Annotated in this window: 23 protein-coding genes; 9 read left to right on the top strand and 14 right to left on the bottom strand. The window is 54.9% G+C overall.

Annotated features, from left to right (window positions below):
* Positions 1 to 5 precede the first annotated feature (5 nt).
* The 3 genes from xylH to xylF form a co-directional block, all read right to left on the bottom strand.
* Positions 6 to 1,187 carry a xylose ABC transporter permease XylH gene (gene xylH / locus ACJ9N4_RS14200; protein ID WP_182273058.1) on the bottom strand — a complete coding sequence of 394 codons (1,182 nt, stop codon included), beginning with the start codon at positions 1,185 to 1,187 and terminating at the stop codon, positions 6 to 8.
* Positions 1,165 to 2,706: a xylose ABC transporter ATP-binding protein gene (locus tag ACJ9N4_RS14205; protein WP_182919221.1), complete on the bottom strand. Its 1,542-nt coding sequence runs from the start codon at positions 2,704 to 2,706 to the stop codon at positions 1,165 to 1,167. Before ACJ9N4_RS14205 ends, xylH begins: the two co-directional genes overlap by 23 nt.
* 72 nt (positions 2,707 to 2,778) lie before the next feature.
* Positions 2,779 to 3,771, bottom strand: coding sequence for a D-xylose ABC transporter substrate-binding protein (xylF, locus tag ACJ9N4_RS14210; protein WP_182273056.1), 993 nt, complete (start codon positions 3,769 to 3,771; stop codon positions 2,779 to 2,781).
* Between the two features lie 371 nt (positions 3,772 to 4,142).
* Here xylF and xylA point away from each other — a divergent pair, with 371 nt between their 5' ends.
* Both xylA and xylB read left to right on the top strand, forming a co-directional pair.
* Positions 4,143 to 5,465: a xylose isomerase gene (gene xylA, locus ACJ9N4_RS14215; RefSeq protein ID WP_182273055.1), complete on the top strand. Its 1,323-nt coding sequence runs from the start codon at positions 4,143 to 4,145 to the stop codon at positions 5,463 to 5,465.
* 72 nt (positions 5,466 to 5,537) lie between these two features.
* On the top strand, positions 5,538 to 6,992 hold the full coding sequence (xylB, locus tag ACJ9N4_RS14220; protein ID WP_182273054.1) for a xylulokinase: 1,455 nt from the start codon (positions 5,538 to 5,540) through the stop codon (positions 6,990 to 6,992).
* 47 nt (positions 6,993 to 7,039) lie between these two features.
* On the opposite strand, the gene ACJ9N4_RS14225 is transcribed toward xylB, so the two are convergent.
* Positions 7,040 to 8,035, bottom strand: coding sequence for an acyltransferase (locus ACJ9N4_RS14225; protein WP_411500577.1), 996 nt, complete (start codon positions 8,033 to 8,035; stop codon positions 7,040 to 7,042).
* A 182-nt stretch (positions 8,036 to 8,217) separates the two neighbouring features.
* Between ACJ9N4_RS14225 and ACJ9N4_RS14230 the strand changes: the two genes are divergently transcribed.
* From ACJ9N4_RS14230 to glyS, 3 genes are all read left to right on the top strand, one after another.
* Positions 8,218 to 8,523, top strand: coding sequence for a YsaB family lipoprotein (locus ACJ9N4_RS14230; protein WP_182273052.1), 306 nt, complete (start codon positions 8,218 to 8,220; stop codon positions 8,521 to 8,523).
* 161 nt (positions 8,524 to 8,684) lie between these two features.
* Positions 8,685 to 9,596: a glycine--tRNA ligase subunit alpha gene (glyQ, locus tag ACJ9N4_RS14235; protein ID WP_003860141.1), complete on the top strand. Its 912-nt coding sequence runs from the start codon at positions 8,685 to 8,687 to the stop codon at positions 9,594 to 9,596.
* A gap of 9 nt (positions 9,597 to 9,605) precedes the next feature.
* The gene (glyS, locus tag ACJ9N4_RS14240; protein WP_411500578.1) at positions 9,606 to 11,675 is read left to right on the top strand and encodes a glycine--tRNA ligase subunit beta; all 2,070 of its coding nucleotides are present in this window, start codon (positions 9,606 to 9,608) and stop codon (positions 11,673 to 11,675) included.
* A 93-nt stretch (positions 11,676 to 11,768) separates the two neighbouring features.
* Here glyS and ACJ9N4_RS14245 read toward each other — a convergent pair whose 3' ends face one another.
* Entirely contained in the window at positions 11,769 to 12,206 is a 438-nt protein-coding gene (locus ACJ9N4_RS14245) for a hypothetical protein (RefSeq protein WP_411500579.1), read from the bottom strand.
* A 910-nt stretch (positions 12,207 to 13,116) separates the two neighbouring features.
* Here ACJ9N4_RS14245 and ACJ9N4_RS14250 point away from each other — a divergent pair.
* Positions 13,117 to 14,736, top strand: coding sequence for an ABC-F family ATP-binding cassette domain-containing protein (locus ACJ9N4_RS14250; protein ID WP_411500580.1), 1,620 nt, complete (start codon positions 13,117 to 13,119; stop codon positions 14,734 to 14,736).
* A gap of 42 nt (positions 14,737 to 14,778) precedes the next feature.
* Here ACJ9N4_RS14250 and ACJ9N4_RS14255 read toward each other — a convergent pair whose 3' ends face one another.
* Positions 14,779 to 15,066, bottom strand: a complete 288-nt coding sequence (locus ACJ9N4_RS14255; RefSeq protein ID WP_182273048.1) for an HTH-type transcriptional regulator — start codon at positions 15,064 to 15,066, stop codon at positions 14,779 to 14,781.
* 330 nt (positions 15,067 to 15,396) lie between these two features.
* Here ACJ9N4_RS14255 and ACJ9N4_RS14260 point away from each other — a divergent pair, with 330 nt between their 5' ends.
* Positions 15,397 to 16,107 (top strand): DUF3053 domain-containing protein, encoded by a 711-nt coding sequence (locus ACJ9N4_RS14260; protein WP_182919224.1) that lies wholly within the window; start codon positions 15,397 to 15,399, stop codon positions 16,105 to 16,107.
* A gap of 247 nt (positions 16,108 to 16,354) precedes the next feature.
* Complete coding sequence (cspA, locus tag ACJ9N4_RS14265) at positions 16,355 to 16,567, top strand: RNA chaperone/antiterminator CspA (RefSeq protein WP_003860775.1); 213 nt, start codon at positions 16,355 to 16,357, stop codon at positions 16,565 to 16,567.
* A gap of 59 nt (positions 16,568 to 16,626) precedes the next feature.
* Here the strand turns inward: cspA and ghrB are convergent, their stop codons facing one another.
* From ghrB to ACJ9N4_RS14295, 6 genes are all read right to left on the bottom strand, one after another.
* Positions 16,627 to 17,604 (bottom strand): glyoxylate/hydroxypyruvate reductase GhrB, encoded by a 978-nt coding sequence (ghrB, locus tag ACJ9N4_RS14270; protein WP_182273046.1) that lies wholly within the window; start codon positions 17,602 to 17,604, stop codon positions 16,627 to 16,629.
* Between the two features lie 26 nt (positions 17,605 to 17,630).
* Positions 17,631 to 18,911 carry an MFS transporter gene (locus ACJ9N4_RS14275; RefSeq protein WP_182273045.1) on the bottom strand — a complete coding sequence of 427 codons (1,281 nt, stop codon included), beginning with the start codon at positions 18,909 to 18,911 and terminating at the stop codon, positions 17,631 to 17,633.
* Between the two features lie 119 nt (positions 18,912 to 19,030).
* Positions 19,031 to 19,969 (bottom strand): sugar kinase, encoded by a 939-nt coding sequence (locus ACJ9N4_RS14280; protein ID WP_182919225.1) that lies wholly within the window; start codon positions 19,967 to 19,969, stop codon positions 19,031 to 19,033.
* 3 nt (positions 19,970 to 19,972) lie between these two features.
* Entirely contained in the window at positions 19,973 to 20,719 is a 747-nt protein-coding gene (locus ACJ9N4_RS14285) for a sugar phosphate isomerase/epimerase family protein (protein ID WP_182273043.1), read from the bottom strand.
* Positions 20,720 to 20,823: 104 nt separating this feature from the next.
* Positions 20,824 to 21,840: a LacI family DNA-binding transcriptional regulator gene (locus tag ACJ9N4_RS14290; RefSeq protein WP_182919226.1), complete on the bottom strand. Its 1,017-nt coding sequence runs from the start codon at positions 21,838 to 21,840 to the stop codon at positions 20,824 to 20,826.
* 163 nt (positions 21,841 to 22,003) lie between these two features.
* Positions 22,004 to 22,666, bottom strand: a complete 663-nt coding sequence (locus ACJ9N4_RS14295) for an OmpA family lipoprotein (RefSeq protein ID WP_182273041.1) — start codon at positions 22,664 to 22,666, stop codon at positions 22,004 to 22,006.
* A 165-nt stretch (positions 22,667 to 22,831) separates the two neighbouring features.
* Between ACJ9N4_RS14295 and ACJ9N4_RS14300 the strand changes: the two genes are divergently transcribed.
* Positions 22,832 to 25,159 carry a molybdopterin guanine dinucleotide-containing S/N-oxide reductase gene (locus tag ACJ9N4_RS14300; RefSeq protein ID WP_182919227.1) on the top strand — a complete coding sequence of 776 codons (2,328 nt, stop codon included), beginning with the start codon at positions 22,832 to 22,834 and terminating at the stop codon, positions 25,157 to 25,159.
* Here the strand turns inward: ACJ9N4_RS14300 and ACJ9N4_RS14305 are convergent.
* Positions 25,122 to 25,568 carry an N-acetyltransferase gene (locus tag ACJ9N4_RS14305; RefSeq protein ID WP_182273039.1) on the bottom strand — a complete coding sequence of 149 codons (447 nt, stop codon included), beginning with the start codon at positions 25,566 to 25,568 and terminating at the stop codon, positions 25,122 to 25,124. The genes ACJ9N4_RS14300 and ACJ9N4_RS14305 overlap by 38 nt on opposite strands.
* Positions 25,546 to 26,127, bottom strand: coding sequence for a DNA-3-methyladenine glycosylase I (gene tag, locus ACJ9N4_RS14310; RefSeq protein ID WP_182919228.1), 582 nt, complete (start codon positions 26,125 to 26,127; stop codon positions 25,546 to 25,548). The genes ACJ9N4_RS14305 and tag overlap by 23 nt, the downstream gene beginning before the upstream one ends.
* Positions 26,128 to 26,212 lie beyond the last annotated feature (85 nt).

The raw sequence follows: 26,212 nt of genomic DNA on the forward strand, positions 1-26,212 counted from the left end.
TGTTCTCAGGCTCGCCGCTTGGTTGCCGAGTCCATCCAGACTGCCAGCAAAAGAATGGCACCTTTCACGATATACTGCCAAAACGTCGGGACGTCCATCATACTCATTCCGTTATCCAGCGAAGCCATAATAAATGCCCCCATCACGGCACCTGCCACACTGCCAACACCACCTGCGAGACTGGTTCCGCCAATGACGCAGGCGGCGATGGCATCCAGCTCTGCGATGTTACCGGCAGACGGTGAACCAGCCCCCAGACGCGAGCTAAGGATCAGCCCCGCAATAGCCACCATCAGGCCGTTGATGGCAAAGACGGCAAGTTTGGTGCGTTCCACGTTAATACCCGAAAGACGCGCGGCTTCAAGGTTGCCACCGATGGCATAAATACGGCGACCAAATGCGGTGCGCGTGGCCATAAACATTCCGCCCAGCAGTAAAAGTGCCAGCAGCAGTACCGGGGTCGGGACGCCGCGATAGTCATTCAAAAGCCAGATGGCACCCAGCACAATTACAGCAGTAAGGGCCTGACGCCCCACAACGGATGTGGACGCTGGCGAAGCCAGACCCAACGACTGACGGCGCATACGCCCACGCCATTGCCACGCAACAAATGCCAGCAGGCCCATGACACCGATCGTAAAGCCCACGCCATCAGAGAGGTAGCTTTGACCAATCTGCGACATAGCCGCGCTGGTGGGGGAGACGGTGGTGCCGTTGGTGATACCAATCAATATCCCGCGGAAGGCCAGCATCCCCGCCAGGGTAACGATGAACGACGGGACTTTCCGGTATGCAACCCACCAGCCGTTCCAGGTCCCAAGCAATAACCCCAGTACCAGCGTAACCGCGACGGTCAGCGGCAGCGGCCAGCCGAGCCAGACGTCAAAAATCGCTGCGACACCGCCGAGCAGACCCATCATCGACCCCACCGACAGATCGATTTCCGCTGAGATAATCACAAACACCATTCCCACGGCCAGAATGCCGGTGATGGCAGTCTGGCGTAGCAGGTTAGAGACATTACGTGCGCTGAGGTAAGAGCCATCGGTCATCCAGGTAAAGAACAACATGATGGCGATAATCGCTGCAATCATCACAAAAACCTGCAGGTTCAGCGCTTTTAGCCCCGCGAATGCGCCGGGTGTCGGCACTGCGACTTTGATATCAGACGGATTGCTTTTCGACATGACGTTCGCTCCTTAAGGCGGCTTCCATGACCTGCTCCTGCGTCAGGTTCTGGTTAATCAGGTTGGCTTTCAGTTTCCCCTCGTGCATGACCAACACGCGGTCGCTCAGGCCCAGCACTTCAGGGAGTTCAGACGAGATGACAATGACGGCAATCCCTTGCTGCACAAGCTGATTAATCAGTTTGTAGATTTCATATTTCGCACCGATATCAATCCCGCGAGTGGGTTCATCCAGGATTAATATTCGCGGGTTGAGGAGCAGGCAGCGCGCCAGAATGGCCTTCTGCTGGTTACCACCGCTCAACCGGCCAATGGCCAGTTCCGGAGAGGATGTTTTCACCTTGAGTCTGGCGAGTGACTGGAGAGTGCACTGTTGTTCTGCGGCATCATCCAGGCTGCTCAGCGCACCGGAAAACTGATTGAGTGCCGCAAGCGTGATGTTTTTACCAACGGCCATGACCGGTACGATGCCGTCTTTTTTGCGGTCTTCAGGCACCATTGCAATACCGTGGGCAATCGCCTGCTGGCAGTTGTTGATGCGTACCTGTTCCCCGTCGATATAAATCGAGCCTTCCCAGCGACCCGGCCAAACGCCGAAAAGACACTGCACGGCTTCGGTACGCCCGGCCCCGACCAGACCTGCGATGCCGAGGATTTCGCCACGGTGGAGGGAGAAGGCGATATTGTTCACGCGCTTGATATGACGGTTAACGGGGTGCCAGGCGGTCAGGTTCTCCACGCGCAACACCTCTTCACCCACGGTGTGGGGTTCATTCGGGTAGAGCGCAGTAAGCTCGCGCCCTACCATCATGGTAATGATGTCATCTTCACTCATGCCTGCCGCTTCACGCGTACCGATGTGTTGCCCGTCGCGGATCACGCAGATGGTGTCGGAAATGGCTTTCACCTCATTGAGCTTGTGCGAAATGTAGATGCAGGCAATGCCGTGGTTTTGCAGGTCGCGAATGATATTGAGCAGGACGGCCGTTTCCTGTTCGGTAAGTGAGGCGGTTGGCTCATCAAGGATCAGCAGACGCACCTGTTTGTTCAGTGCCTTCGCGATCTCAACCAACTGCTGTTGCCCCAGCCCCAAATCACCCACGCGCGTGTCTGGTGAAATCGCGAGGCTCACCTGGGCCAGCAATTTTTCACAACGCAGCGTCATGGTGTCGTAATCCAGTACGCCGTGGTGCGAAATTTCGGCTCCCAGGAAAATGTTCTCCAGCACGGTGAGATGTTTCACCAGCGCCAGCTCCTGGTGAATAATGGCGATGCCTTTACGTTCGGTATCGCGAATGTGTGTGGCCTGAATAACCTCTCCGGCAAAGACGATTTCGCCCTCGTAGCTGCCGTGCGGGTAGATCCCGCACAACACTTTCATCAGTGTTGATTTGCCTGAGCCGTTTTCGCCGCACAGTGACACCACTTCACCGGGGTTCAACCGCAGGCTCACGTTGTCGACCGCTTTCACCGCACCAAAGCGTTTGGTGATGCTTTTCATTTCTAATAAATAAGGCATAACTGCTCCACATGACCCGAAGGAAGAACAGCACAAGTCGATGCGCCCCCGCAGGGCAGGGGCAGCGCTGGATTACAGTTCACTCTTTTTGTGGAAACCGTCTTTGATGACGGTGGCGTCAATATTCTCTTTATTGACTTCGATTGGTGTGAGCAGGCGAGCCGGAACATCTTTGAGTCCGTTGTTCAGAGTGGCGTCTGCTTTGGGTTGCTGACCATTACCCAGCTCCACGGCAATTTCAGCTGCCGTATTCGCCAGCTCGGTGATGGGTTTATAAACCGTCATGGTTTGCGTACCCGCCATGATGCGTTTTACACCGGCGAGATCGGCATCCTGACCAGAAATGGCGACTTTCCCGGCAAGACCCTGGGCGCTAAGTGCCTGAATGGCACCGCCTGCGGTGGCATCGTTGGATGCCACTACCGCATCAATTTTGTTGTTGTTGGCCGTTAACGCGTTTTCCATAATTTTCAGCGCGTTTTCTGGAAGCCAGCCGTCAGCCCATTGATCGCCCACCACTTTAATCTTACCGTCATCAATATACGGCTTAAGGACTTTCATTTGACCCTGGCGGAACAGTTTGGCGTTGTTATCAACAGGAGAGCCGCCCATCAGGAAATAATTTCCCTGAGGCACTTTATCGATCAGGCTTTTGGCTTGTAATTCGCCCACTTTCTCGTTGTCGAACGAAATATAATAATCAATGTCCGCATTATTAATCATGCGGTCATATGCCAGCACTTTTATGCCTTCTTGTTTGGCTTCTTTCACTACGTTACTTAATACCTGGCCGTTATACGGGATAATGACCAGCACATCGACGCCACGGTTAATCATATTCTCAATTTGCGACATTTGCGTTTCTTCGTTGCCGTTAGCCGACTGAACAAACACGCTTGCACCGAGTGATTCGGCTTTTTTCACAAAAATATCGCGATCTTTTTGCCAGCGCTCCAGACGGAGGTCATCAATCGCCATGCCAATTTTGACCTCTTTTGCATGCCCGGCAAAGCTGGCAAGCAGCAGAGTAGTGCAGAGAGTAAGGGACAGGTTCTTTATCTTCATAATTATAGGGCCTTTTTGTAGGGGTATGTTGCTGCTGAGATAAAAGAAACATTCACTGCTTAGACGCAGCAAATTTTTAACGTGGAAAGGCGGGCTGGCAATTACAGATTTTTATCTTCTCATTATGATATTTGGTTTATTTCTGAATTTATGACCGCGATCGGATTTTAAAATGCGTAACCTATTAATTACATTTGATTCTGGAATATGCGCCGGAAAATAGGTTGCCTGCTCATATTTTGCGAGCCAGCGCACAGTTGTGCATTCTCTCAATAGCAGTGTGAAATAACGTAATTGAGCAAGCTGGAATGTGTATTCACTATTACTGACGTCACAATACTTCGCCGCATACCCTGATTATGGAGCTCAATATGCAAGCTTATTTCGACCAACTCGATCGCGTTCGTTACGAAGGCCCGAAAACGACCAATCCTTTAGCATTTCGTCACTACAACCCGGATGAGCTGGTACTGGGTAAGCGCATGGAAGATCATCTGCGCTTTGCCGCCTGTTACTGGCATACCTTCTGCTGGAATGGAGCCGATATGTTCGGCGTGGGCGCTTTCGACCGCCCGTGGCAACAGCCGGGTGAAGCCATTGAGCTGGCAAAACGTAAAGCGGACGTCGCTTTTGAATTTTTCCACAAGCTGAACGTACCGTACTACTGCTTCCATGATGTGGATGTCTCGCCAGAAGGCGCATCGCTGAAAGAGTATCTGAACAACTTCGCGCAGATGGTGGATGTGCTGGCAGCAAAACAGCAACAAAGCGGCGTGAAGCTGCTCTGGGGCACAGCAAACTGCTTCACCAACCCACGTTATGGTGCCGGTGCGGCCACGAACCCAGACCCGGAAGTGTTTAGCTGGGCGGCAACGCAGGTTGTGACCGCGATGAACGCCACGCACCAACTGGGTGGTGAGAACTATGTACTGTGGGGTGGCCGTGAAGGTTATGAAACCTTGCTGAACACCGACCTGCGTCAGGAGCGTGAGCAGATTGGCCGCTTCATGCAGATGGTTGTCGAGCATAAGCACAAAATCGGCTTCCGCGGCACGCTGTTGATTGAGCCGAAGCCACAAGAGCCAACCAAGCATCAGTACGATTACGACGTTGCCACCGTGTACGGCTTCCTGAAGCAATTCGGTCTGGAAAAAGAGATCAAAGTAAACATTGAGGCCAACCACGCAACGCTTGCGGGTCACTCCTTCCACCATGAAATTGCTTCTGCCATTGCACTGGGTATCTTCGGCTCTGTGGATGCTAACCGTGGTGATGCACAGCTGGGCTGGGATACCGATCAGTTCCCGAACAGCGTGGAAGAGAATGCGCTGGTGATGTACGAAATCATCAAGGCGGGGGGCTTCTCAACCGGTGGTCTCAACTTCGACGCCAAAGTGCGCCGCCAGAGTACCGATAAATACGATCTGTTCTATGGTCATATTGGCGCGATGGATACGATGGCGCTGGCGCTGAAAGTCGCGGCTCGTATGATTGAAGACGGTGAGCTGGATAAACGCGTTGCGAAGCGTTATAGCGGCTGGAACAGTGAGCTGGGCCAGCAAATTTTGAAAGGTCAGTTATCGCTTGCGGATATCGCGAAGTACGCTGAACAGCATCATTTGGCACCGCAGCATCAGAGCGGGCATCAGGAACTGCTGGAAAACCTGGTCAATCACTATCTGTTCGATAAGTAACAGGCAGTCGAGGAAAACGTCGGCCCGGTAAGCACAACGCCACCGGGCATTTTCAGTTAAGGGATCCACTATATGTATATCGGGATTGATCTTGGCACATCGGGTGTGAAAGCCATTCTGTTAAGTGAGCAGGGCGACGTGTTAGCAACGCAGACAGAAAAACTGCAGGTGTCACGTCCGCATCCGCTATGGTCGGAGCAAGACCCGGAGCAGTGGTGGCAGGCGACAGATAGCGCCATTAAAGCCTTAGGTGAGCGACATAGCTTGCGTGAGGTAAAAGCGATTGGTATCGCCGGGCAAATGCATGGTGCAACGCTGCTGGATGCGCAGCATCGCGTGTTACGCCCGGCTATTCTCTGGAACGACGGCCGCTGCGCGGAAGAGTGCGCAATGCTCGAAGGCCGTGTGCCCACGTCTCGTGAGATCACCGGTAACCTGATGATGCCCGGTTTTACCGCGCCAAAATTACTGTGGGTGCAGCGCCACGAACCGGAAATTTTCCGTCAGGTGGCAAAAGTATTACTGCCAAAAGATTATCTGCGTTTTCGCATGACGGGTGATTTTGCCAGCGATATGTCCGACGCCGCTGGCACGATGTGGCTTGATGTGGCGAAACGTGACTGGAGCGAGGCGATGCTTGATGCCTGCCATCTGACGCGTGAACATATGCCTGCGCTCTTTGAAGGCTGCGAGATCACGGGGACGTTAGATCCCTCCATTGCGAAACGCTGGAATATCCCTGCCGTGCCGGTTGTTGCCGGAGGCGGTGATAACGCGGCGGGTGCCGTGGGTGTCGGGATGGTTGAGTCGGGACAGGCCATGCTGTCGCTTGGCACGTCTGGTGTCTATTTTGCCGTCAGCGACGGTTATCGCAGCAACCCTGAAAGTGCCGTTCACAGTTTCTGCCATGCGCTTCCTGGAAAATGGCACCTGATGTCGGTGATGTTGAGTGCCGCATCCTGTCTGGACTGGGCGGTGAAACTCACCGGGATGAGCGATGTTCCGGCGTTGATATCCGCAGCGCAACAGGCGGATGAGAGCGCAGGTGCTGTCTGGTTTTTACCGTATCTTTCCGGTGAACGTACGCCACACAACAACCCGGAAGCGAAAGGGGTGTTCTTTGGCTTAACCCATCAACATGGCCCGGCAGAGCTGGCCCGGGCAGTGCTGGAAGGGGTTGGATACGCGCTGGCGGATGGCATGGACGTGGTACATGACTGTGGTCTGAAGCCATCAGGTATTACGCTGATTGGCGGCGGGGCACGCAGCAGTTACTGGCGGCAGATGCTGTCTGATATCAGCGGGCTGCAGCTGGATTACCGTACCGGAGGCGATGTTGGGCCTGCACTCGGTGCGGCGCGACTGGCGCAGATTGCAGTGGAGCCTGGGACACCATTGTCTCAACTTTTACCACAGTTGCCGCTTGAACAGCGTCATCTGCCTGACGCGAAAAAACACGCACTTTACGCAGAACGGCGTGATGTGTTCCGCCGGATTTATCAGCAGCTTTTACCGCTGATGTCGTAAACACCCACCCGGCGCTGCGCTTGCACGGTAAGCGCAGCGCCGCCGGGCTAGCTCACAAATTTGCGCGTGTCTATTTTTTGCAACAGTATGGACAGGAACAAACTCACTACCAGCGTGGCGGTGAAAATCCAGATAATATCCAGCAGCGGCCAGCTTTTGAGTTCAACGCCGCGCGTTCGCAGCGCGTGGATCACCAGTGCGTGAAAACCGTAAATTCCCAGCGAGTGCCGGGAAATAAACCCCAGCACGGGGAGGGGGCGCGCATTCAGCGTGTTTTTGACGAGCGTCAGCAGGGACATCGCGCAGATAAAGACCATCGGGCCGCAGTACAGATACCAGGTGTCGGCAAAGTTACCGCGCCATTGCAGCTCGTACAGTGTCCCGCGCGAAATGACCATCACGCCGAGGATAAATAACGCCCCACACAGCCAGTTCAGCCCGCGTCTTTGGGTATCCATCATGCCGATAGCACGCCCCAGCATGCCGTACAGCACGTAGTAAAAGGTATCGCCGTTGATATAGAGGTTGACCGGCAGCCATTCAACGCCGTCAATTTTTTGCGAGAGCGTATTCGGGTTTGCCACCACGCCAATCACCACCATCAGCGCCAGCAGCATCTTACCGCTGACGTTTTTCACCTGAATCAGCGGTGAAACCAGATAAATAACGATGATGGCGAAGAAAAACCACAGATGATAGAACACCGGTTTTTGCAGCAGGTATTTCAGCGATATCACGGGGTTAATTGAAGTGAACAGCGTGATGTACAGCAGCGCGACGGCACTGTAGAACCCTAGGCACGAGGCTATACGTATGAAGTGCCTCGGCTGCGCGCTACGCTCGCCAAAAAAAAGGAAGCCGGAAATCATAAAGAACAGTGGCACGCTCACGCGCGACGCGGAATTGAGAATATTGGCGATATCCCAGTTAACGTGGCTGATACTGTGCGCATTGGTGACATACCAGGTCGTGGTGTGGATCATCACTACCATCAGGCACGCTATTCCTCGCAGGTTATCAATCCAGTTAATTTTCGACTGCATCAGTTCCTCTGTTTTCCTGGTAAAAAGAGTGTGACTGCCATTGTGTAAAAATCTTCCCTTAGAAAATTCTGAGTTTTATGGCGCTGGCTTGTATGCAGGCCGCGAGATTCGCAGAATGCCAGACCTTAATCTATAAATCCTGATACTAAAAATAACAGCCACTGACCAGGGCGGTAATAAAAATGATGATGACGCGCGTGGTATCACTCTTTCTGCTGCTTACGCTTGCGGGATGCAGTGCTCCGCAAGATGCTCCCGTGCAGCGAGCGCAGCAGGGCAAAATTGGCCCGGAACATTCCCTGAACATGGAACAACTCTGTAAAGATCAGGCCGCCCACCGCTATAATTCTGATGTTCAGAACATTGAGGTCACCGGGTTTGAGCATTTTCAGGGAAGCTATGAGCTGCGGGGCCATACCTCTCGTAAAGAGGGCTTTGTCTGTTCGTTTGACGCGGACGGTCAGTTTTTACACCTCTCAATGCGCTAACGTGCTCGCATAATCAGCAGCCAGACGCCTTCGGAGTTCTGGCTGAAAGGCTTATTTCCCCAATTTTCCCTAAACAAACCCGTTTCATACTGTATATCTTGCAGGCAGCGGGTATACTGAACCCTTCCATTTAAAACCACACGTATCCAGCACGAAATACTATGCAAAAGTTTGATACCAAGACCTTCCAGGGCCTGATCCTGACCTTACAGGATTACTGGGCTCGTCAGGGCTGCACCATTGTTCAACCTTTGGACATGGAAGTTGGCGCAGGCACTTCACACCCGATGACCAGCTTACGCGCGTTGGGGCCAGAGCCAATGGCGACTGCCTATGTGCAGCCATCTCGTCGTCCAACTGATGGCCGTTACGGCGAAAACCCGAACCGTCTGCAGCACTACTATCAGTTCCAGGTGGTGATTAAGCCATCGCCAGACAATATTCAGGAACTGTATCTCGGGTCGCTGAAAGAGCTGGGTATGGATCCGACCATCCACGACATTCGTTTCGTGGAAGATAACTGGGAAAACCCAACGCTGGGTGCCTGGGGTCTGGGTTGGGAAGTGTGGCTGAACGGTATGGAAGTGACGCAGTTTACTTACTTCCAGCAGGTTGGCGGTCTGGAATGTAAACCGATTACCGGTGAAATCACCTACGGTCTGGAACGTCTGGCCATGTACATTCAGGGCGTAGACAGCGTTTACGACCTGGTCTGGAGCGACGGCCCGCTGGGTAAAACTACCTACGGCGACGTGTTCCATCAGAACGAAGTGGAGCAATCCACCTATAACTTCGAATACGCGGATGTGGACTTCCTGTTCACCTGCTTCGAGCAGTACGAGAAAGAAGCACAGCAACTGCTGGCGCTGGAAACTCCGCTGCCGCTGCCTGCTTACGAGCGTATTCTGAAGGCCGCCCACAGCTTCAACCTGCTGGACGCCCGCAAAGCCATCTCCGTGACTGAACGTCAGCGCTACATTCTGCGTATTCGTACCCTGACCAAAGCCGTTGCTGAAGCTTACTACGCGTCCCGTGAAGCCCTTGGCTTCCCGATGTGCAACCGAAACAAATAAGAGGCGGCCATGTCTGAGAAAACTTTCCTGGTGGAAATCGGCACCGAAGAGCTGCCACCAAAAGCCCTGCGCAGCCTGGCTGAATCTTTTGCTGCGAACGTGACTGCTGAGCTGGATAACGCTGGCCTGGCGCACGGTAAAATTGAATGGTTTGCTGCACCGCGTCGTCTGGCGCTGAAAGTGGCAAATCTGGCGGCGTCTCAGCCGGATCGTGAAGTCGAGAAACGTGGCCCGGCGATTGCACAGGCGTTTGACGCTGAAGGCAAACCGAGCAAAGCGGCAGAAGGCTGGGCGCGTGGTTGCGGTATCACCGTTGACCAGGCCGAGCGTCTGAGCACCGATAAAGGTGAATGGCTGCTGTACCGTGCTCACGTGAAAGGCGAGAGTGCAGAAGCGCTGCTGCCAGATATGGTGGCGACGTCACTGGCGAAACTGCCGATTCCAAAACTGATGCGCTGGGGTGCAAGCGACGTACACTTCGTGCGTCCGGTTCACACCGTGACCCTGCTGCTGGGCGATGCTGTTATCCCGGGTACCATTCTGGGCGTGGCGTCCGATCGCGTGATCCGCGGCCACCGCTTTATGGGTGAGCCAGAGTTCACCATCGACAACGCCGATCAGTATCCAGAGATCCTGCTGGAGCGCGGTAAAGTCATTGCTGACTACGAACTGCGTAAAGAAAAAATCAAAGCGGACGCAGAAGAAGCGGCGCGCAAAATTGGCGGCAACGCTGATTTGAGCGAAAGCCTGCTGGAAGAAGTGACCTCTCTGGTTGAATGGCCGGTGGTGCTGACCGCGAAGTTCGAAGAGAAATTCCTCGCCGTTCCGGCTGAAGCACTGGTGTACACCATGAAGGGTGACCAGAAGTACTTCCCGGTCTATGCCAACGACGGCAAGCTGCTGCCAAACTTCATCTTCGTGGCGAACATCGAATCCAAAGATCCGATCCAGATTATTTCTGGTAACGAGAAAGTGGTTCGTCCGCGTCTGGCAGATGCCGAGTTCTTCTTCAATACCGACCGCAAAAAGCGTCTGGAAGATCATCTGCCGCGTCTGCAGACCGTGCTGTTCCAGCAACAGCTGGGTACGCTGCGCGACAAAACCGACCGTATCGCAGAGCTGTCCGGCTGGATCGCCCGTGAAATCGGGGCTGACGTGAACCACGCGACCCGTGCTGGTTTGCTGTCCAAGTGCGACCTGATGACCAACATGGTGTTCGAATTTACCGACACCCAGGGCGTAATGGGGATGCACTACGCGCGTCACGATGGTGAAGCGGAAGACGTGGCTGTCGCCCTGAACGAGCAGTACCAGCCGCGTTTCGCGGGTGATGACCTGCCGTCTAACCCGGTTGCCTGTGCGGTGGCGATTGCCGACAAGATGGACACCCTGGCGGGTATCTTCGGTATCGGCCAGCATCCGAAAGGCGACAAAGACCCGTTTGCACTGCGTCGTGCCGCGCTGGGTGTGCTGCGTATCATCGTTGAGAAGAACCTGAACCTGGATCTGCAGACCCTGACGGAAGAAGCGGTGCGTCTGTACGGCGACAAGCTGACCAATACCAACGTTGTGGATGACGTGATCGACTTTATGCTCGGCCGTTTCCGTGCGTGGTATCAGGACGAAGGTTATACCGTCGACACTATTCAGGCGGTACTGGCGCGTCGTCCGACCCGTCCGGCAGATTTCGATGCGCGTATGAAGGCGGTTTCCCACTTCCGTACCCTGGAAGCGGCATCTGCGCTGGCTGCGGCTAACAAGCGTGTATCCAACATCCTCGCGAAGTCCGACGAAACGCTGAACGAGCGCGTGAACGCCGCGACGCTGAAAGAGCCGGAAGAGATCGCTCTGGCGATGCAGGTTGTGGTACTGCGCGACAAGCTGGAGCCGTTCTTCGCGGAAGGCCGCTACCAGGAAGCACTGGTTGAACTGGCTGAGCTGCGTGAAGTGATTGACGCCTTCTTCGAGAAAGTGATGGTGAACGTAGAAGATAAAGATCTGCGTATTAACCGTCTCTCTATGCTCGAAAAACTGCGCGAGCTGTTCCTGCGCGTGGCGGATATTTCGCTGCTGCAGTAAGGTGCCCGTTGTTACAAATGCTAAAAACCCGCTTCGGCGGGTTTTTTTATGGGTCTTTTGTAGGGCGGATACGCGTAGCGTCATCCGGCAGGTTTAGCCGATCGCGACTGTGCCTTCGTCCGTCTGCAGCCAGCGTGGTGCCTTCAGCGTATCGGCAAAGTAGCTGACCAGTTCGCACAGCAAATCTTCCATCACGATTTCAGATTGTCGCGGCAGTGAACCGTTCATCAGCAACTGCGTAATCTCCTGACAGTAGCGCCCCAGCTGATCGCATTCAGGTTCGAAAACCGGAACGCGTGAAGGAAGTTCTTCCACGGTCAGGCTGGCTTTTAAATATTCGGGGACAGGTTCCAGAAGCGTGGGTTGCAGAAGATTCAGGCAAGCGGACAGTCTGCCGTAGAGCGCCATTTTTTGGGTGGGTTCTTCGCAATCAATCAGGACGTCGGTGAAGCGTTCACAGTTATCCGCCAGTTCGGTGAAGGCGGTGGTGTGGTTGAAGGGAAGGGTGATTAAAGAGTCAGCCATAGTCATAACAATAACCTCAGTGAGTGGTATATCTTCCGCCACTGGAGGTTCCAGGCTCGCTGGTGGCGGAACCGAACAGGGTTGGAACGACTGGCCTCACTGACACCAGCGCGCTTTACAGCGCCCCCGTCCGGCTCGCCATTGAAATGTAGCAGGCCGTACGACACAGAGCCTGTGTCGCCAGTGAAGTGAGTCAGGGTTCCAATCCCGGCACCTGATTTTGCAGGCGCGAAGAGAACTTACTGCTCATCAAAACAGGCGGCAACAGTTTTGAGCTATGTTGCTGAGGATATTACCATTTCTGGAAAGAGGCTCGCAAAATTACCGCAATGAGAAATATGCTGCAGGCAGAGGTCTTACAGCGATGCCCTGGTCCGGCTGTAAATCGCTGAGGCATTTCCTGCAGGCCGGGGCGAGGCGCATGGATGCGCCGAGAGGGCGGGTTTTACAGGGATGTTACCTCCGCCCGTCCCCGATAAGCCGGAAGGAATAAGCCGAAGGTACCGCGTAGCGGCGATTTACCGCCGGGAGCCCGGGTTGCCAGGGTGGTGGCGACTGAGCCACCCAGGCACGTTCACCGGTTATGGAGTTACAGAGTAGCAAGGAACATAAAGTGAACGGAATGACCACTACAGCCGTATGTTCCCCCCTCACCCCAGCCCTCTCCCTCAAGGGAGACGGGGTCGTCTGTGCAGGTATTATTTTGTGGAGATCCCTCAGCCCAAAGGGAGTGGGAGTATAAATCGCCCACAATTTAACCTTGAAATGGTCAACAAATTACCGTTATCCTTATCCCCGTTAAATTTCTCCCCCTGGAGCGCCCCCCAAAAATGAACAAACACGACTGATGAATTTCGATCCTTGCTAAACGCTACCGCGTCGGCAGGGGATGTTTTGATTTCATTCAGGAGTGCTTATGGCTCATTTTGCGCAGTCCCCTTCTTTTATTTTGCATCAGGTCACCTGTCAGTTTGCGACGGGCGATACCCTTTTTGGCCCGTTGGATCTGTCGCTGGAGCCGTCTCTGTGCGCACTGGTGGGCCGCAACGGTAGCGGGAAAACACGTCTGTTACGCCTGCTGGCGGGGCTGGATAAACCGGCAAACGGTCATATTGAACGCTTTGGAACATATGTCTATGTGGCACAGCAGCATGATATTTCCCCGCAGACTACGCTTGCGGAACTGCTCGGTTATGACACGATTTTTACGGCGCGTCAGCGTATCGACAGCGGTGATTATCAGCCTGAGGATCTGGATGCGCTCGACGGATACTGGGATTTAGCAGAACGTCTGAGCGACGCGTTTAACAACGCGAAACTCCCGCCGTTTGATCCTGATAAACCCGCTGTAACACTCAGCGGGGGCGAGCGCATTCGCGCATTGCTGTGCGGTGCGTTTACCGCCGGAGCTGACCATCTGTTGCTGGATGAACCCACCAACCACCTCGACAGGGAAGGCCGGGAGTGGTTCTACGACCTGCTTGCCCGCTATCAGGGTGGCGTGCTGGTGGCCTCTCACGACCGTGAGTTACTGACACTGGTGCCGCGCATCCTTGAACTGAGCGTTTCCGGTCTGCGAAGCTATGGCGGGAATTACACGGATTATCAGCGTCAGCGTGAGGCCGAACAGCAGTCTGCCCGCGCGGCGCTGGAACATGCGGCTACAGAGCGCAAGCGCACTCGCACCCGTATGCAAAAGGAGCATGACGACAGCCAGCGGCGTTCGGCAAAAACGCTGCGTACGGTTGATACACTGAATATCGCCTCGTTTGAGCGCATTAAATACAAAATGGCGGCGAAAGAGCGCATTGGCTCCTGGAAAAAACAGCATAACGATCAAAACGATGCGCTGAATGCGGCGGTGAACAGGGCGCGTGAACGGGTTGAAGAGGACAACCCGGTGATGTTCACCCTGCCAGGAAGCCAGATTGCAGAGGGGAAACAGGTGCTGGTGCTGGAAGATCTGGTGCTGCCACATGTGAATATCCCACCGACCAGCTGGCGCATGGCCGGGCCGATGCGTGTAGCGCTAAGAGGGCCGAACGGCTGCGGAAAATCGACGCTGTTAAGAGTCATCCTCGGAGAGATTGCCCCCCGTTCGGGAACCTGCAGGGTGTCGGTGACGTGTGCTTATCTCGATCAACACCTGTCGCAGCTGGATCTTTCGCTATCGGTGATGTCGCACCTGAATCTGGGCAATACGCCGCTGGAAGAGGGGATGCTGCGTACCCGTTTAGCTCAGCTGCAGCTTGGTGCGGATAAGGTCACGCTTCCGCTGGCGGTGTTGAGTGGCGGTGAGCGTTTGAAAGCGGCGCTGGCCTGCGTGTTGTGGCGGGAAGAGGCCACGCAGCTACTGCTTCTGGATGAACCGACTAACCACCTGGATCTGGCATCCGTTCAGGCGATTGAGGCCGCGCTGGTTGGTTTTCCGGGCGCGCTGCTGGTGGTGTCACACGATGAGGCTTTCCTGAAAGGATTAACATTAACGCATGAGCTGGTGTGGGAAGAGGCCGGGTGGCGTTGCGACAACCTTTAAAACACAAGCCCCCGCAGGTGCGGGGGCGGTAACAATCTTAGACTATGCTATCTGTTTGCTGAGTGCCGGATTGGCCTGAATCAGACGCATCAGTTTTAACTCGGTGGCGGAGGGTTTGACACGTTTTGACTCCCACTCCAGCACCATCGCCACGCTGACACCCATTTCTCGGGCGAATTCATCTGTTTTCAGTCCCGTCCCTTTGCGCAATTGTTCAAATTCTGTAAAGGGGTTGGATTTTTGTTGTAGGGTAAATGCCTGCGGTACGTCTTTAAAAACAATCTGTTCCAGACTACTCAACAGCTCAAACTCAGGATCTTTGTATTCCATTGAGAACTCCTCTTAAATCACACTGCGGGATCGTGAACATCAGAGAGCCAATTAAGAATAGTCGGTAAAAAGGGGGAGGATCGCTGTGGTTGTGATTAATCGTGCGGTTGCCATGACGACATGCGTTTCAGCAGAAGGGGCGTTCAGCCTAATTGACTGATTATTCAGAAACCGGCCTGCAGCATATTTTTTTTGTAAATTGACAGTATTAAAACGGCAATAGCCGTTTTGCATGAAAAGAGTATCTTGCAAGGCTGACCTGGACTATCCTTGTCAACGTCGGGCACGCGTGTGCCGGTGTGCGCTTTTTTGGGTGAAAGGAGTAATAAAATGGCGACAGGAAAGTCCTGCTCTCGCTGGTTTGCGCCTGTTGCGGCGTTGTTGATGGTTGTTAGCCTGAGTGGGTGTTTCGATAAGGAAGGCGATCAGCGCAAAGCGTTTATCGATTTTCTGCAGAATACGGTGATGCGCAGCGGCGAGCGTTTACCAACGCTGACTGCGGATCAGAAAAAACAGTTTGGCCCCTTCGTGTCCGATTACGCCATTCTGTATGGTTATTCACAGCAGGTGAGCCAGGCGATGGATTCAGGTCTTCGCCCGGTGCTGGATAGCGTTAATGCCATCCGTGTACCACAGGATTATATGACCCAGCGTGAACCGCTGCGCCAGTCCAACGGTGCGCTCGGCGTGCTGAGCCAGCAGCTGCAGAATGCGAAAATGCAGGCGGATGCTTCGCGTTCAGCGCTGAAGCAGGGCGACGATCTCAAGCCGGTCTTCGACAAGGTGTATGAGAAAGTGGTCACTAAACCTTCTGACGCCATGCAACCGCTGATCCCGGCCGCGCAGATCTTCACACAACAGCTGGTTCAGGTTGGGGATTACATTTCCCAGCAGGGAACTCAGGTGAGCTTTGTTGCGAACGGTATTCAGTTCCCGACCTCACAGCAGGCAAGTCAGTACAATACGCTGATTGGGCCGCTGGCTTCTCAGCACCAGGCGTTTAGCCAGGCGTGGAGTACAGCGGTGACGGCCACCGAATAAACCAAAAAAAACCCCGCCTGGTGCGGGGTTTTTTATACGTGTCTAAAATAACGCTTGTCATTCATCTACCACATCGGTATAACAGTGCCTGTCGGTTTGTTACACAGACCTAAAGCAGTTTAGTAAAGCAGTCCAGATTGTTATCCATAGATACCCTTCGTAGTGACCCTTCCTTCATCGCTTAAAAATCTGTAACGCAACCCATCAAGCCGGAAGGCACAATATATTTGTTAATAAGGTAATTTCTATGTCTGCTAAAATGACTGGTCTGGTAAAATGGTTCAACGCTGATAAAGGTTTCGGCTTCATCACTCCTGACGATGGCTCTAAAGACGTGTTCGTACACTTCTCTGCTATCCAGAACGATGGCTACAAATCTCTGGACGAAGGTCAGAAAGTTTCCTTCACCATCGAAAGCGGCGCTAAAGGCCCAGCAGCTGGTAACGTTGTAAGCCTGTAAGCTTCCAACCCAGTAGCAAATGAATTTAAAAACCCGCCTTCTGGCGGGTTTTTTCGTTTCTACTGTTGAACCTGTGGGTTGACGCAGTTTCTCTCAACTTTTCCTCCGCCAAGTGCGGCGATGAGGTTGTCTACCGCAGTGGCTGCCATGTTATAGCGCGTCTCATGGGTCGCCGAGCCGATGTGGGGCAATGCTACCACGTTGGGGAGTGTCAGTAGCGGGGAGTCCAGCGGAAGAGGCTCTTGTTCAAACACGTCCAGACCGGCGGCGTGGATCTCACCGTTTTGCAGTGCTTCGATCAGCGCCTTTTCGTCCACCACCGGGCCACGACCCGCATTGATGAAAATGGCCGACTTCTTCATCTTTTCAAACGCGGCTTTGCCAATCAGATGATGAGTTTCATCTGTCAGTGGCAGGATCAGGCAGACGTAATCCGCCTCCTGTAAAAGGGTATCCAGTTCGCAGTAACGGGCGTTGAAACGTTCTTCCGCTTCGTTGTGGCGACGACGCGCGTTGTACAGAATCGGCATGTTAAAACCGAAATGCGCGCGCTGCGCCAGTGCCAGACCGATACGACCCATCCCGACAATCCCCAGCGTTTTGCCGTGGACATCCACGCCGAACCAGTCCGGACCAATGCTCTTTGTCCATTCACCGGCTTTGACGCGTTCGGCCACTTCCACCACACGACGGGCAGTGCTGAGCACCAGCGCCATCAGCGTGTCGGCCACGGTTTCCGTCAGGGCATGTGGCGTGTGCATCAGCAGGATTTTGCGGGCGTTAAGTGCGTCTACGTCGAAGTTGTCATACCCCACGGAAACCGTTGAAGCAGCATGAAGCTTCGGCATTTTCTTAAGCAAAGCGACATCCACTTTCTCACTGGAACCCAGCAGACCTGCGGCGCTGGCGAACACATCAGCGTGCTGCGCCACGGTGTCCGGGCTAAGATCCTTCACCCGGGTCACGGTGAAGTGGTCTTCCAGGCGTTTTTGCAGATTTTCAGGCAGTGCTTTATACAAAATGACGGACGGCTTCATGCTAATCTCCGTTGATTTTTAAGGGGTCAGGCGTGACGTGCACCGACAGGGAGTTGTTGATTATTAGCAGGCTTTACAATCAGAGTTAGCCACACTGAGGTGAAAAGCGCTACCCCCATAAAGATGTACGAGGCTGACGGGCTGCCGGTTGCGCCGTTCAGATAGCCCACAAACCAGGAGCCACAGAACGAACCCAGCGCACCCATACTGTTGATCAGTGCCATCGCACCACCTGCCACGTTACGCGGCAGCATCTCCGGGATGATGGCAAAGAATGGGCCATACGGGGCGTACATTGCTGCACCGGCAATGACCAGCAGGGTGTAAGAGATCCAGAAGTGGTTAGCCCCCACGGCCCAGGAGCCAATGAAAGCGAAGGCAGCGATCAGCAGCAGCGGCCAGACAAACAGCTTACGGTTCTGCAGCTTGTCTGACGCCCATGACGCGACAATCATTGCGATGGTGGCTGCCAGGTAAGGTACGGACGACAGCCAGCCCACTTCTACCATACCAAGGTTTTCGCCGCCGCTGCGGATAATGGATGGCAGCCACAGCACGAAGCCGTACACGCCAATGCTCCAGGTGAAATACTGCATGCACAGCAGCACCACGTTGCGGGAACGGAAGGCCTCACCGTAGTTACGCACTGCTTTAAGCCCTTGCTGCTCTTTATCCAGCTGCGCCTGCAACGCGGCTTTTTCATCTTCAGAGAGCCATTTTGCCTGGGCAGGCTTATCTTTGACCAGCGCCCACCAGCAGAATGCCCAGATAACCGCCGGGATCCCTTCGATGATAAACATTTCGCGCCAGCCAAAGGACTGGATCAGGTAGCCAGAAACGACAGACATCCACAGTACGGTGACCGGGTTACCGAGGATCAGGAACGTGTTCGCACGTGAACGCTCGGATTTAGTAAACCAGTTGCTGATGTAGATGAGCATTGCGGGCATCACCGCCGCCTCAACCACCCCGAGGATAAAGCGAATGGCAGCCAGCGCCGGAATATTATTCACCACGCCAGTGAGTGACGCACAGACGCCCCACAGGATCAGACAGATGAAGATCAGTTTGCGTACGCTGCGGCGTTCCGCGTAGATAGCGCCAGGGATCTGGAAGAAGAAGTAGCCCAGGAAGAAAAGGGCACCCAGGAGTGATGAAACACCTTTGGTGATCCCGAGGTCTTCGGTGATCCCTGCGGCGGAAGCGAAACTGAAATTGGCACGATCAAGGTACGCCAGGCTGTACGTGATGAACACGATGGGCATGATGTACCACCAGCGTTTTACTGCATTGGTCGAACTGTTCATAGGCTTGCCTCTGTTGTTGAGGTTGGTACCGCCGTTGTATGTAGGGTACACGGTGGTTTAATGTTATTTGGTGCGGGTTATTGCCCTCACCCTGACCCTCTCCCACAGGGAGAGGGAACTTAAGATTCGAGTTGTGCTCGTGTTGGTAATCCTTCGCTGTCGCCCTGCACCTGGATCGCCAGCGAGCCAATTTTGTTCCCCCGTGCCACGGCCTGATGCAGTGGTTTGCCTTCCAGCAGGGCACTGATCACTCCCACGGCAAAGCCATCGCCCGCACCCACGGTATCGACCACGTTCTCAACTTTTACCGCCGCGACCGCACCTTGCTCACCGTCGGCCGTTTTAAACCATGCGCCATCGGCTCCGGTTTTCAGCACCACGGTTTTTACCCCGTTGTTCAGGTAAAAATCGGCAATCCCTTCAGGGGTATTTTCACCCGTGAGGATCATCCCTTCTTTTACACCAGGCAGAACCCAGTCCGCCTGGAATGCCAGACGGTTCAGCTTTTCGACCATCTCCGCTTCACTTTTCCACAGCACCGGACGCAGGTTCGGATCGAAAGAGATCGTTTTGCCCTGCGCTTTCATTGTCGTTGCCGCATGATCGAGCAATTCATACGAGCTGGCAGACAGTGCCGCAGCAACGCCGCTCAGGTGCAAATGGCGCGCGCTGGCGAAATAGTGGGCATGGTAATCTTCCACAGAAAGGTGGCTTGCCGCCGATCCTTTACGGAAATACTCCACGATGGGATCGGTTCCATTTTCAACCTTAGATTTCAGCTGAAAACCGGTCGCGAAGCGTCCGTCGAGCGTAACGCCTGTGGCATCAATACCCTCTTTTTTCAACGAGTTCAGGACGAAACGACCAAAGCTGTCATCACCCACCCGGCTCACCCAGCCAACGTTCAGACCGAGGCGTGCCAGGCCGGTTGCCACATTCAGCTCTGCACCCGCCACGCGTTTAATAAAGTGTTCTACCGTGCTCAGTTCGCCCGTTTCGGTGGCGACAAACATGGTCATGGCCTCGCCGATGGTGATCACATCCAGCGTCTTGTGCATGGTTTACTCCTCACGCAGCAGGTTTACGTAATGGCGGGTAACCGCGGTTAAATCCGCCCCTTCCAGCGGGAACTCGATACCACGCGGGGCATCGGCAGGCAGCTGATTGAGCAAATCCAGCCAGCGTGCGTCGGCGCGATCGGGCGCAACGGCACGGAACTGTGTCTTATGCGGCACGGCGGCTTTAACGTGGATATAGCTCACGGCGGGGGCCAGATGGTGTGCGGCTTCTTCCGGCGAGTCGCCGACCCACAGCCAGTTGCCCATATCGAACGTCAGCGTGACGGGCAATGCCATCTCCCGGCAGGCGGTCTGGAAGCGCTGCATGGGAGCAAGCTGGCCGCAGTCGGTCTGGTCGTTTTCGACCACCAGTGCCATACCGCTTTCATTGAGCAGCGTGCGCAACGCTTCAGGGGGGTTGCCGCTGAAATGACCCAGCGAAACCTTGAGCCACAGGGCGTTCAGCGTGCTGGCTTCGGAGAGATAACGCGGCAGATCCGGGTTGAGCGTGCCGTCGGGCATAAACAGGGCGGCGGGCGCGGAATAACACGCGAGCAGTCCCAGCAGTTCAATTGATTCACCCAGCGCAGGCAGAGCCAGTAACTCCTCACTGTTGAACAGCTCGCGACGGATCTCTACGCCGTCGGCACCCGCACCGGCAATGACGGGAAGCATTGCCCGTTGACCGCCAGCCTGTCGCACCTGTTCCGCGCCATACGCGGCGGTGACTACCATTATTTTCCTGCTCATTACCCGACTCCATCACAACGCATCGATAGTATTACGCTAGATGGAACCGGTTCCAAAGAAAAGCTCAGGATGTTGAATTTATGATCGGCATCACGAAGGGGAATTTAACGGGCAGTTGAGCCGCGAACGATCAGCTCGCCGGAGAAAACCTGCTCACGCACGGCGTCGCTGGCACCTTCAATGCGACGAACGACTTGTTCAACAGCGGCATAGCCGATCTGCCAGGTGGGCTGTTTGAGGGTGGTGATCCCCACTCCCGCCAGTTCCGCCCATTCGAGTTCATCAAACCCCAGCAGACCAATATCACTGCCCCAGTGCAGGCCAATGCGTTTCAGCGAGCGGGCGACCTGCAGCGTCAGCGCGCCGTTGGCGGAGATCACCGCTTTACGCATACCGCGATGTCGGGTGTGGAACTGACGAAGGGTATTGTCGAGCCGGTCGGCTTCGTGCAGAGGAATTTCAGCATTTTCAGCGATTACGCCGGGAAAACGCGCTAACGTGGCACGAAATGCGCCAAGACGCTCACGACGGGTATTGACCATGCCCAGCGGTTCGCTCAGGAACAGGATCGCTTCGAAGCCCTGCTCGATAAGATGCTCGGTGGCGGTGGTGGCGGCCTGGGTGTTATCCAGCCCGACCACATCGCAGGCGAATTCCGGGATTTTACGGTCGATAAGCACCATTGGCAGGGAAGATTGCTGCAGTCTGTTCAGCCCCTCTTCGCGCATGCCCACGGCATTTACCACGATACCCTCCACCTGGTAACTGCGCAGCAGATCCAGGTAATGCAGCTCCTGGTCGACTTCGTTGTTGGTGTTACAGACCAGTGGCGTGAACCCTTTTTCCCGGCAGGCAGCTTCGATACCGCTCAGCACGTTAACGGAATAGGGGTTGGTAATGTCGGCGATGATAAGCCCGATAAGGCGGGTACGACCACGCTTAAGGCCACGGGCCATAAGGCTGGGGCGGTAGTCGAGATCGGCAATGGCTTGTTCAATACGTGCCAGTAGCGCATCGGAAAGCAGGTGTTTCTCGCCATTGAGATAGCGCGAAATGCTGGTTTTACCGGTTTTTGCGGCTTTCGCCACGTCGCTGATGGTGGCCCGTGCTGATTTGCTCATCGCTGATGTCCTTGTAGTGAGTGAGAACACCTTAGCGGGAAAATCAATGATGGCAAGTGGTTCATGTCGGAAGGTGCGGCTTGGTGCCCTCACCCCGACCCTCTCCCACGGGAGAGGGCGCAAACACTAAAAACGGCAACGAATGTTGCCGTTTTGCTTCCACCTACTGAACCGGGCTTAAGGTGATCTCTACGCGGCGGTTCTGCGCTTTACCTTCCGCCGTGCTGTTGCTGGCGATTGGGTTAGCCGGGCCCATACCGCGGGTGCGGATACGGTTCGCTTCAACACCCTGGGTGATGAGAGAGCTGGCCACGGAATCGGCACGCTGCTGAGACAGACGCATGTTCAGATCCTGGCTGCCAGTGCTGTCAGTGTAACCCATCACGTTTACGGCAGTCTTGTTGTACTCTTTCAGTACCATCGCCACGCCGGTCAGGGTGTTTGCGCCCGCAGGTTTCAGCGTTGCACTGCTGCTGTCGAAGGTCACGTTGTTTGGCATGTTCAGGATGATGTTATCGCCACTACGCGTCACACTTACACCTGTTCCCTGCATTTTTTCGCGCAGTTTCGCTTCCTGCACATCCATGTAATAACCTACGCCGCCGCCCAGTGCTGCACCTGCCGCTGCGCCAATCAGCGCGCCTTTACCGCGATCTTTCTTGGAGGAGGAAAGCGCGCCAACGCCAGCCCCTACCAGCGAGCCAATACCCGCGCCGATGCCGGATTTACCCGCTTCACGTTCGCCAGTGTAAGGGTTTGTTGTGCAGCCAGAAACAGCCAGGGCACCGCTCACCAGAGCGGCAATAACGAGTACGCGTTTTTTCATCTTATTTCCTTAATCCTTTTTATTCTTTGCCACGACGAGCGCGGCAGTTGATTATGACGTCCCGATACGGAAAAAATTCCGGGTATAACTCTGAAATTTGTGTCAAACCATAAACGCAGCCTCAATAAGAAGGCCGTAAACCTGCACGTAATCAGGAGCGCACGCTTGAGCACATCAACAAAAACGATTCTGACCGCCGCCCACTGGGGACCGATGCTGGTCGAAACGGATGGCGAGAATGTTCTGTCATCCCGTGGAGCATTACCCGGGCAATATCCCAACTCGTTACAGACTGTTGTGCGTGAGCAGGTGCATAGCAAAACCCGCGTGCGCTGGCCGATGGTACGTAAAGGATTTCTGGCATCGCCGGATAAGCCACAGGGTATTCGTGGCCAGGATGAGTTTGTCCGCGTGAGCTGGGATGATGCCCTTTCGCTGATCCATGCTCAGCATAAGCGTATCCGCGACAGCTACGGCCCGTCGTCCATTTTTGCCGGATCTTACGGCTGGCGTTCCAACGGTGTGCTGCATAAGGCCTCGACCCTGCTTCAGCGCTACATGAGCCTGGCCGGAGGTTATACCGGTCATCTGGGCGACTACTCTACCGGTGCGGTGCAGGCGATCATGCCGTATGTCGTGGGGGGAAATGAGGTTTACCAACAGCAGACCAGCTGGCCGCTGGTGCTGGAGCACACCGATGTGGTGGTGCTGTGGAGTGCCAACCCGCTTAATACGCTGAAAATTGCCTGGAATGCCACCGACGAGCAGGGCATCCCGTATTTTGACGCGCTGCGCAAAAGCGGTAAGCGCATCATTTGCATCGATCCGATGCGTTCCGAAACGATGGATTTCTTCGGCGATCGCGCCGAGTGGATTGCCCCACACATGGGCACCGACGTAGCACTGATGCTGGGGATCGCCCATACGCTGGTTGAGAATGGCTGGCTGGACGACGATTTCCTCGCGCGCTGTACCACCGGCTTTGACAAATTTGCCGATTACCTGACGGGCAACACCGACGGTGTGGTCAAAACGGCAGAGTGGGCGGCAGCAATTTGTGGCGTAGATGCCGCTAAAATTCGCGAACTGGCAGAATTGTTCCATAACAATACCACCATGCTGATGTCCGGCTGGGGGATGCAGCGCCAGCAGTTTGGCGAGCAGAAACACTGGATGCTGGTCACGCTGGCCGCAATGCTTGGGCAGATTGGGACCCCGGGCGGTGGTTTTGGGCTCTCTTATCACTTTGCTAATGGTGGTAACCCAACGCGTAAAGCGGCGGTGCTGGCCTCCATGCAGGGGGCGTTACAGGGTGGTGTGGACGCGGTCGATAAAATCCCGGTGGCACGCATTGTTGAAGCCCTGGAAAACCCGGGTGGGTTTTATCAGCACAACGGTCTGGATCGCCACTTCCCGGATATCCGCTTTGTCTGGTGGGCAGGCGGCGCGAACTTTACCCACCATCAGGATACTAACCGCCTGATCCGAGCCTGGCAGAAGCCGGAGCTGGTGGTGATCTCAGAATGCTTCTGGACTGCGTCGGCCAGACATGCCGATATTGTTTTGCCTGCCACCACCTCATTCGAACGTAACGATCTCACCATGACCGGCGATTACAGCAACCAGCACATGGTGCCGATGAAGCGTGTTGTGGCTCCACGGGATGAAGCGCGTGATGATTTTGATGTCTTTGCCGACCTGAGCGAACGCTGGGAAGCCGGCGGGCGCGAGCGTTTTACGGAGGGCAAAACGGAGCTGGAATGGCTGGAGACGTTCTACCAGATCGCCAGCCAGCGTGGTGCTTCTCAGGGGGTGACGTTACCGCCGTTTGCTGAGTTCTGGGAAGCGAACGACATCTTCGAAATGCCGGAGAGCGAGCAGAACGCGCAATTTGTGCGCTTCGCCGATTTCCGCCGCGACCCGCAGACCCATCCGCTGAAAACTGAGAGCGGGAAAATCGTGCTTTACAGCCAGCGTATCGCCAGCTTTGGCTATGCTGACTGTCCACCGCATCCCACATGGCTGGAGCCGGACGAGTGGCACGGCAACGCTCAGACGGAGCAGCTCCAGGTGTTGTCTGCCCATCCGGCGCATCGCCTGCATAGCCAGCTTAACTATACGTCGCTGCGCGAGCAGTACGCGGTTGCCGGGCGTGAGCCCGTCACCCTGCATACCGATGATGCCAAAGCGCGCGGGATTGCCGACGGCGACGTGGTGCGCGTCTGGAACTCGCGTGGACAGGTTCTGGCGGGGGCGGTAGTGAACGACGGGATTAAACCTGGTGTTATCTGTATTCACCAGGGGGCGTGGCCGGATCTGGCGTTGAGCGAAGGTGGCATTTGTAAAAACGGGGCGGTTAACGTGCTGACCAAAGATCTCCCCAGCTCGAAGCTGGGGAACGGGTGTGCGGGAAATACGGCACTGGCCTGGGTTGAGAAATACCAGGGGCCAGCGCTTACGTTAACGGCGTTTGATCCGCCTGCCAGCTCATGATCCACGTCGGGTGTTGGGTATCATCCTGCCAGGCGCTGTCTTCGATGCGAAAACCCTGAGCATGATAGAAATTTACCGCCCGGACATTTTTCTGGTACACCTCCAGGCTTAAATACGGGAAGCGCTGTTGAACATGGTTCAGCAGCGCCTGCCCAATCCCTTTCCCGATGAACGGCGTGGAGACAAACAGCGCACCCACAAATTGCGACTGCATGACGCTGATAAATCCGCGCGGTATACCGTCTTCCTCCCAGACCCAGGTTTCGGCGGCGGGCAGGTAAACATCCCGCACCATGCTTTCATTCTCTTTCCAGTAGTTTGCATTGATAAACGGATGCGCCTCCGTGGTGCTTTCAAGCCACAGACGCAGAAGCGGATCGGCATTATCACTTTGCCATTTGCGGATCATAGTGGCCCTCAGGATGACAGAAGCAGCCCGTAATGTGGTCGTTGACCAGCCCACAGGCCTGCATAAAGGAGTAACAGATGGTGGTGCCCACGAATTTAAAGCCGCGTTTTTTCAGCGCTTTAGAAAGGGCATCGGACGCGGGTGTGGAGGTTGGGATCTCCGCAAGCGTGGCAGCCTGTGTGATTTTTGGATCGTTATTCACAAATGACCAGACAAATTCCGAAAATGGCTCGCCGCTTTGCTCCATCGCAAGATATGCACGTGCGTTGCCGATAATGGCCTGGATCTTACCGCGATGGCGGATAATTCCGGCATCCAGCACCAGCCGCTCCACATCCTCGTCGGTCATCGCGGCGACCGTAGTGGGATCGAACTGGTGGAAGGCATTGCGGTAATTTTCCCGTTTTTTCAGTACCGTAATCCATGACAAACCCGCCTGCTGTCCCTCCAGGCAGATCATCTCAAAGAGCTTTTTACCGTCAGTTTCTGGCACGCCCCATTCCCGATCGTGATAGTCGATATAGAGCTGATCCTGGCTTACCCAACCGCAACGTTGCATAAGTTATCTCCCTTATTGATACTGAAATCGCAAATTTCAATCTGTCAGGCTTGACGTGTCTGCTAAAAAGACAATAGTTAATACA

Origin of the sequence: Enterobacter sp. LM3 (assembly GCF_046622475.1) — a bacterium.
Lineage (GTDB): Bacteria > Pseudomonadota > Gammaproteobacteria > Enterobacterales > Enterobacteriaceae > Enterobacter > Enterobacter cloacae_P.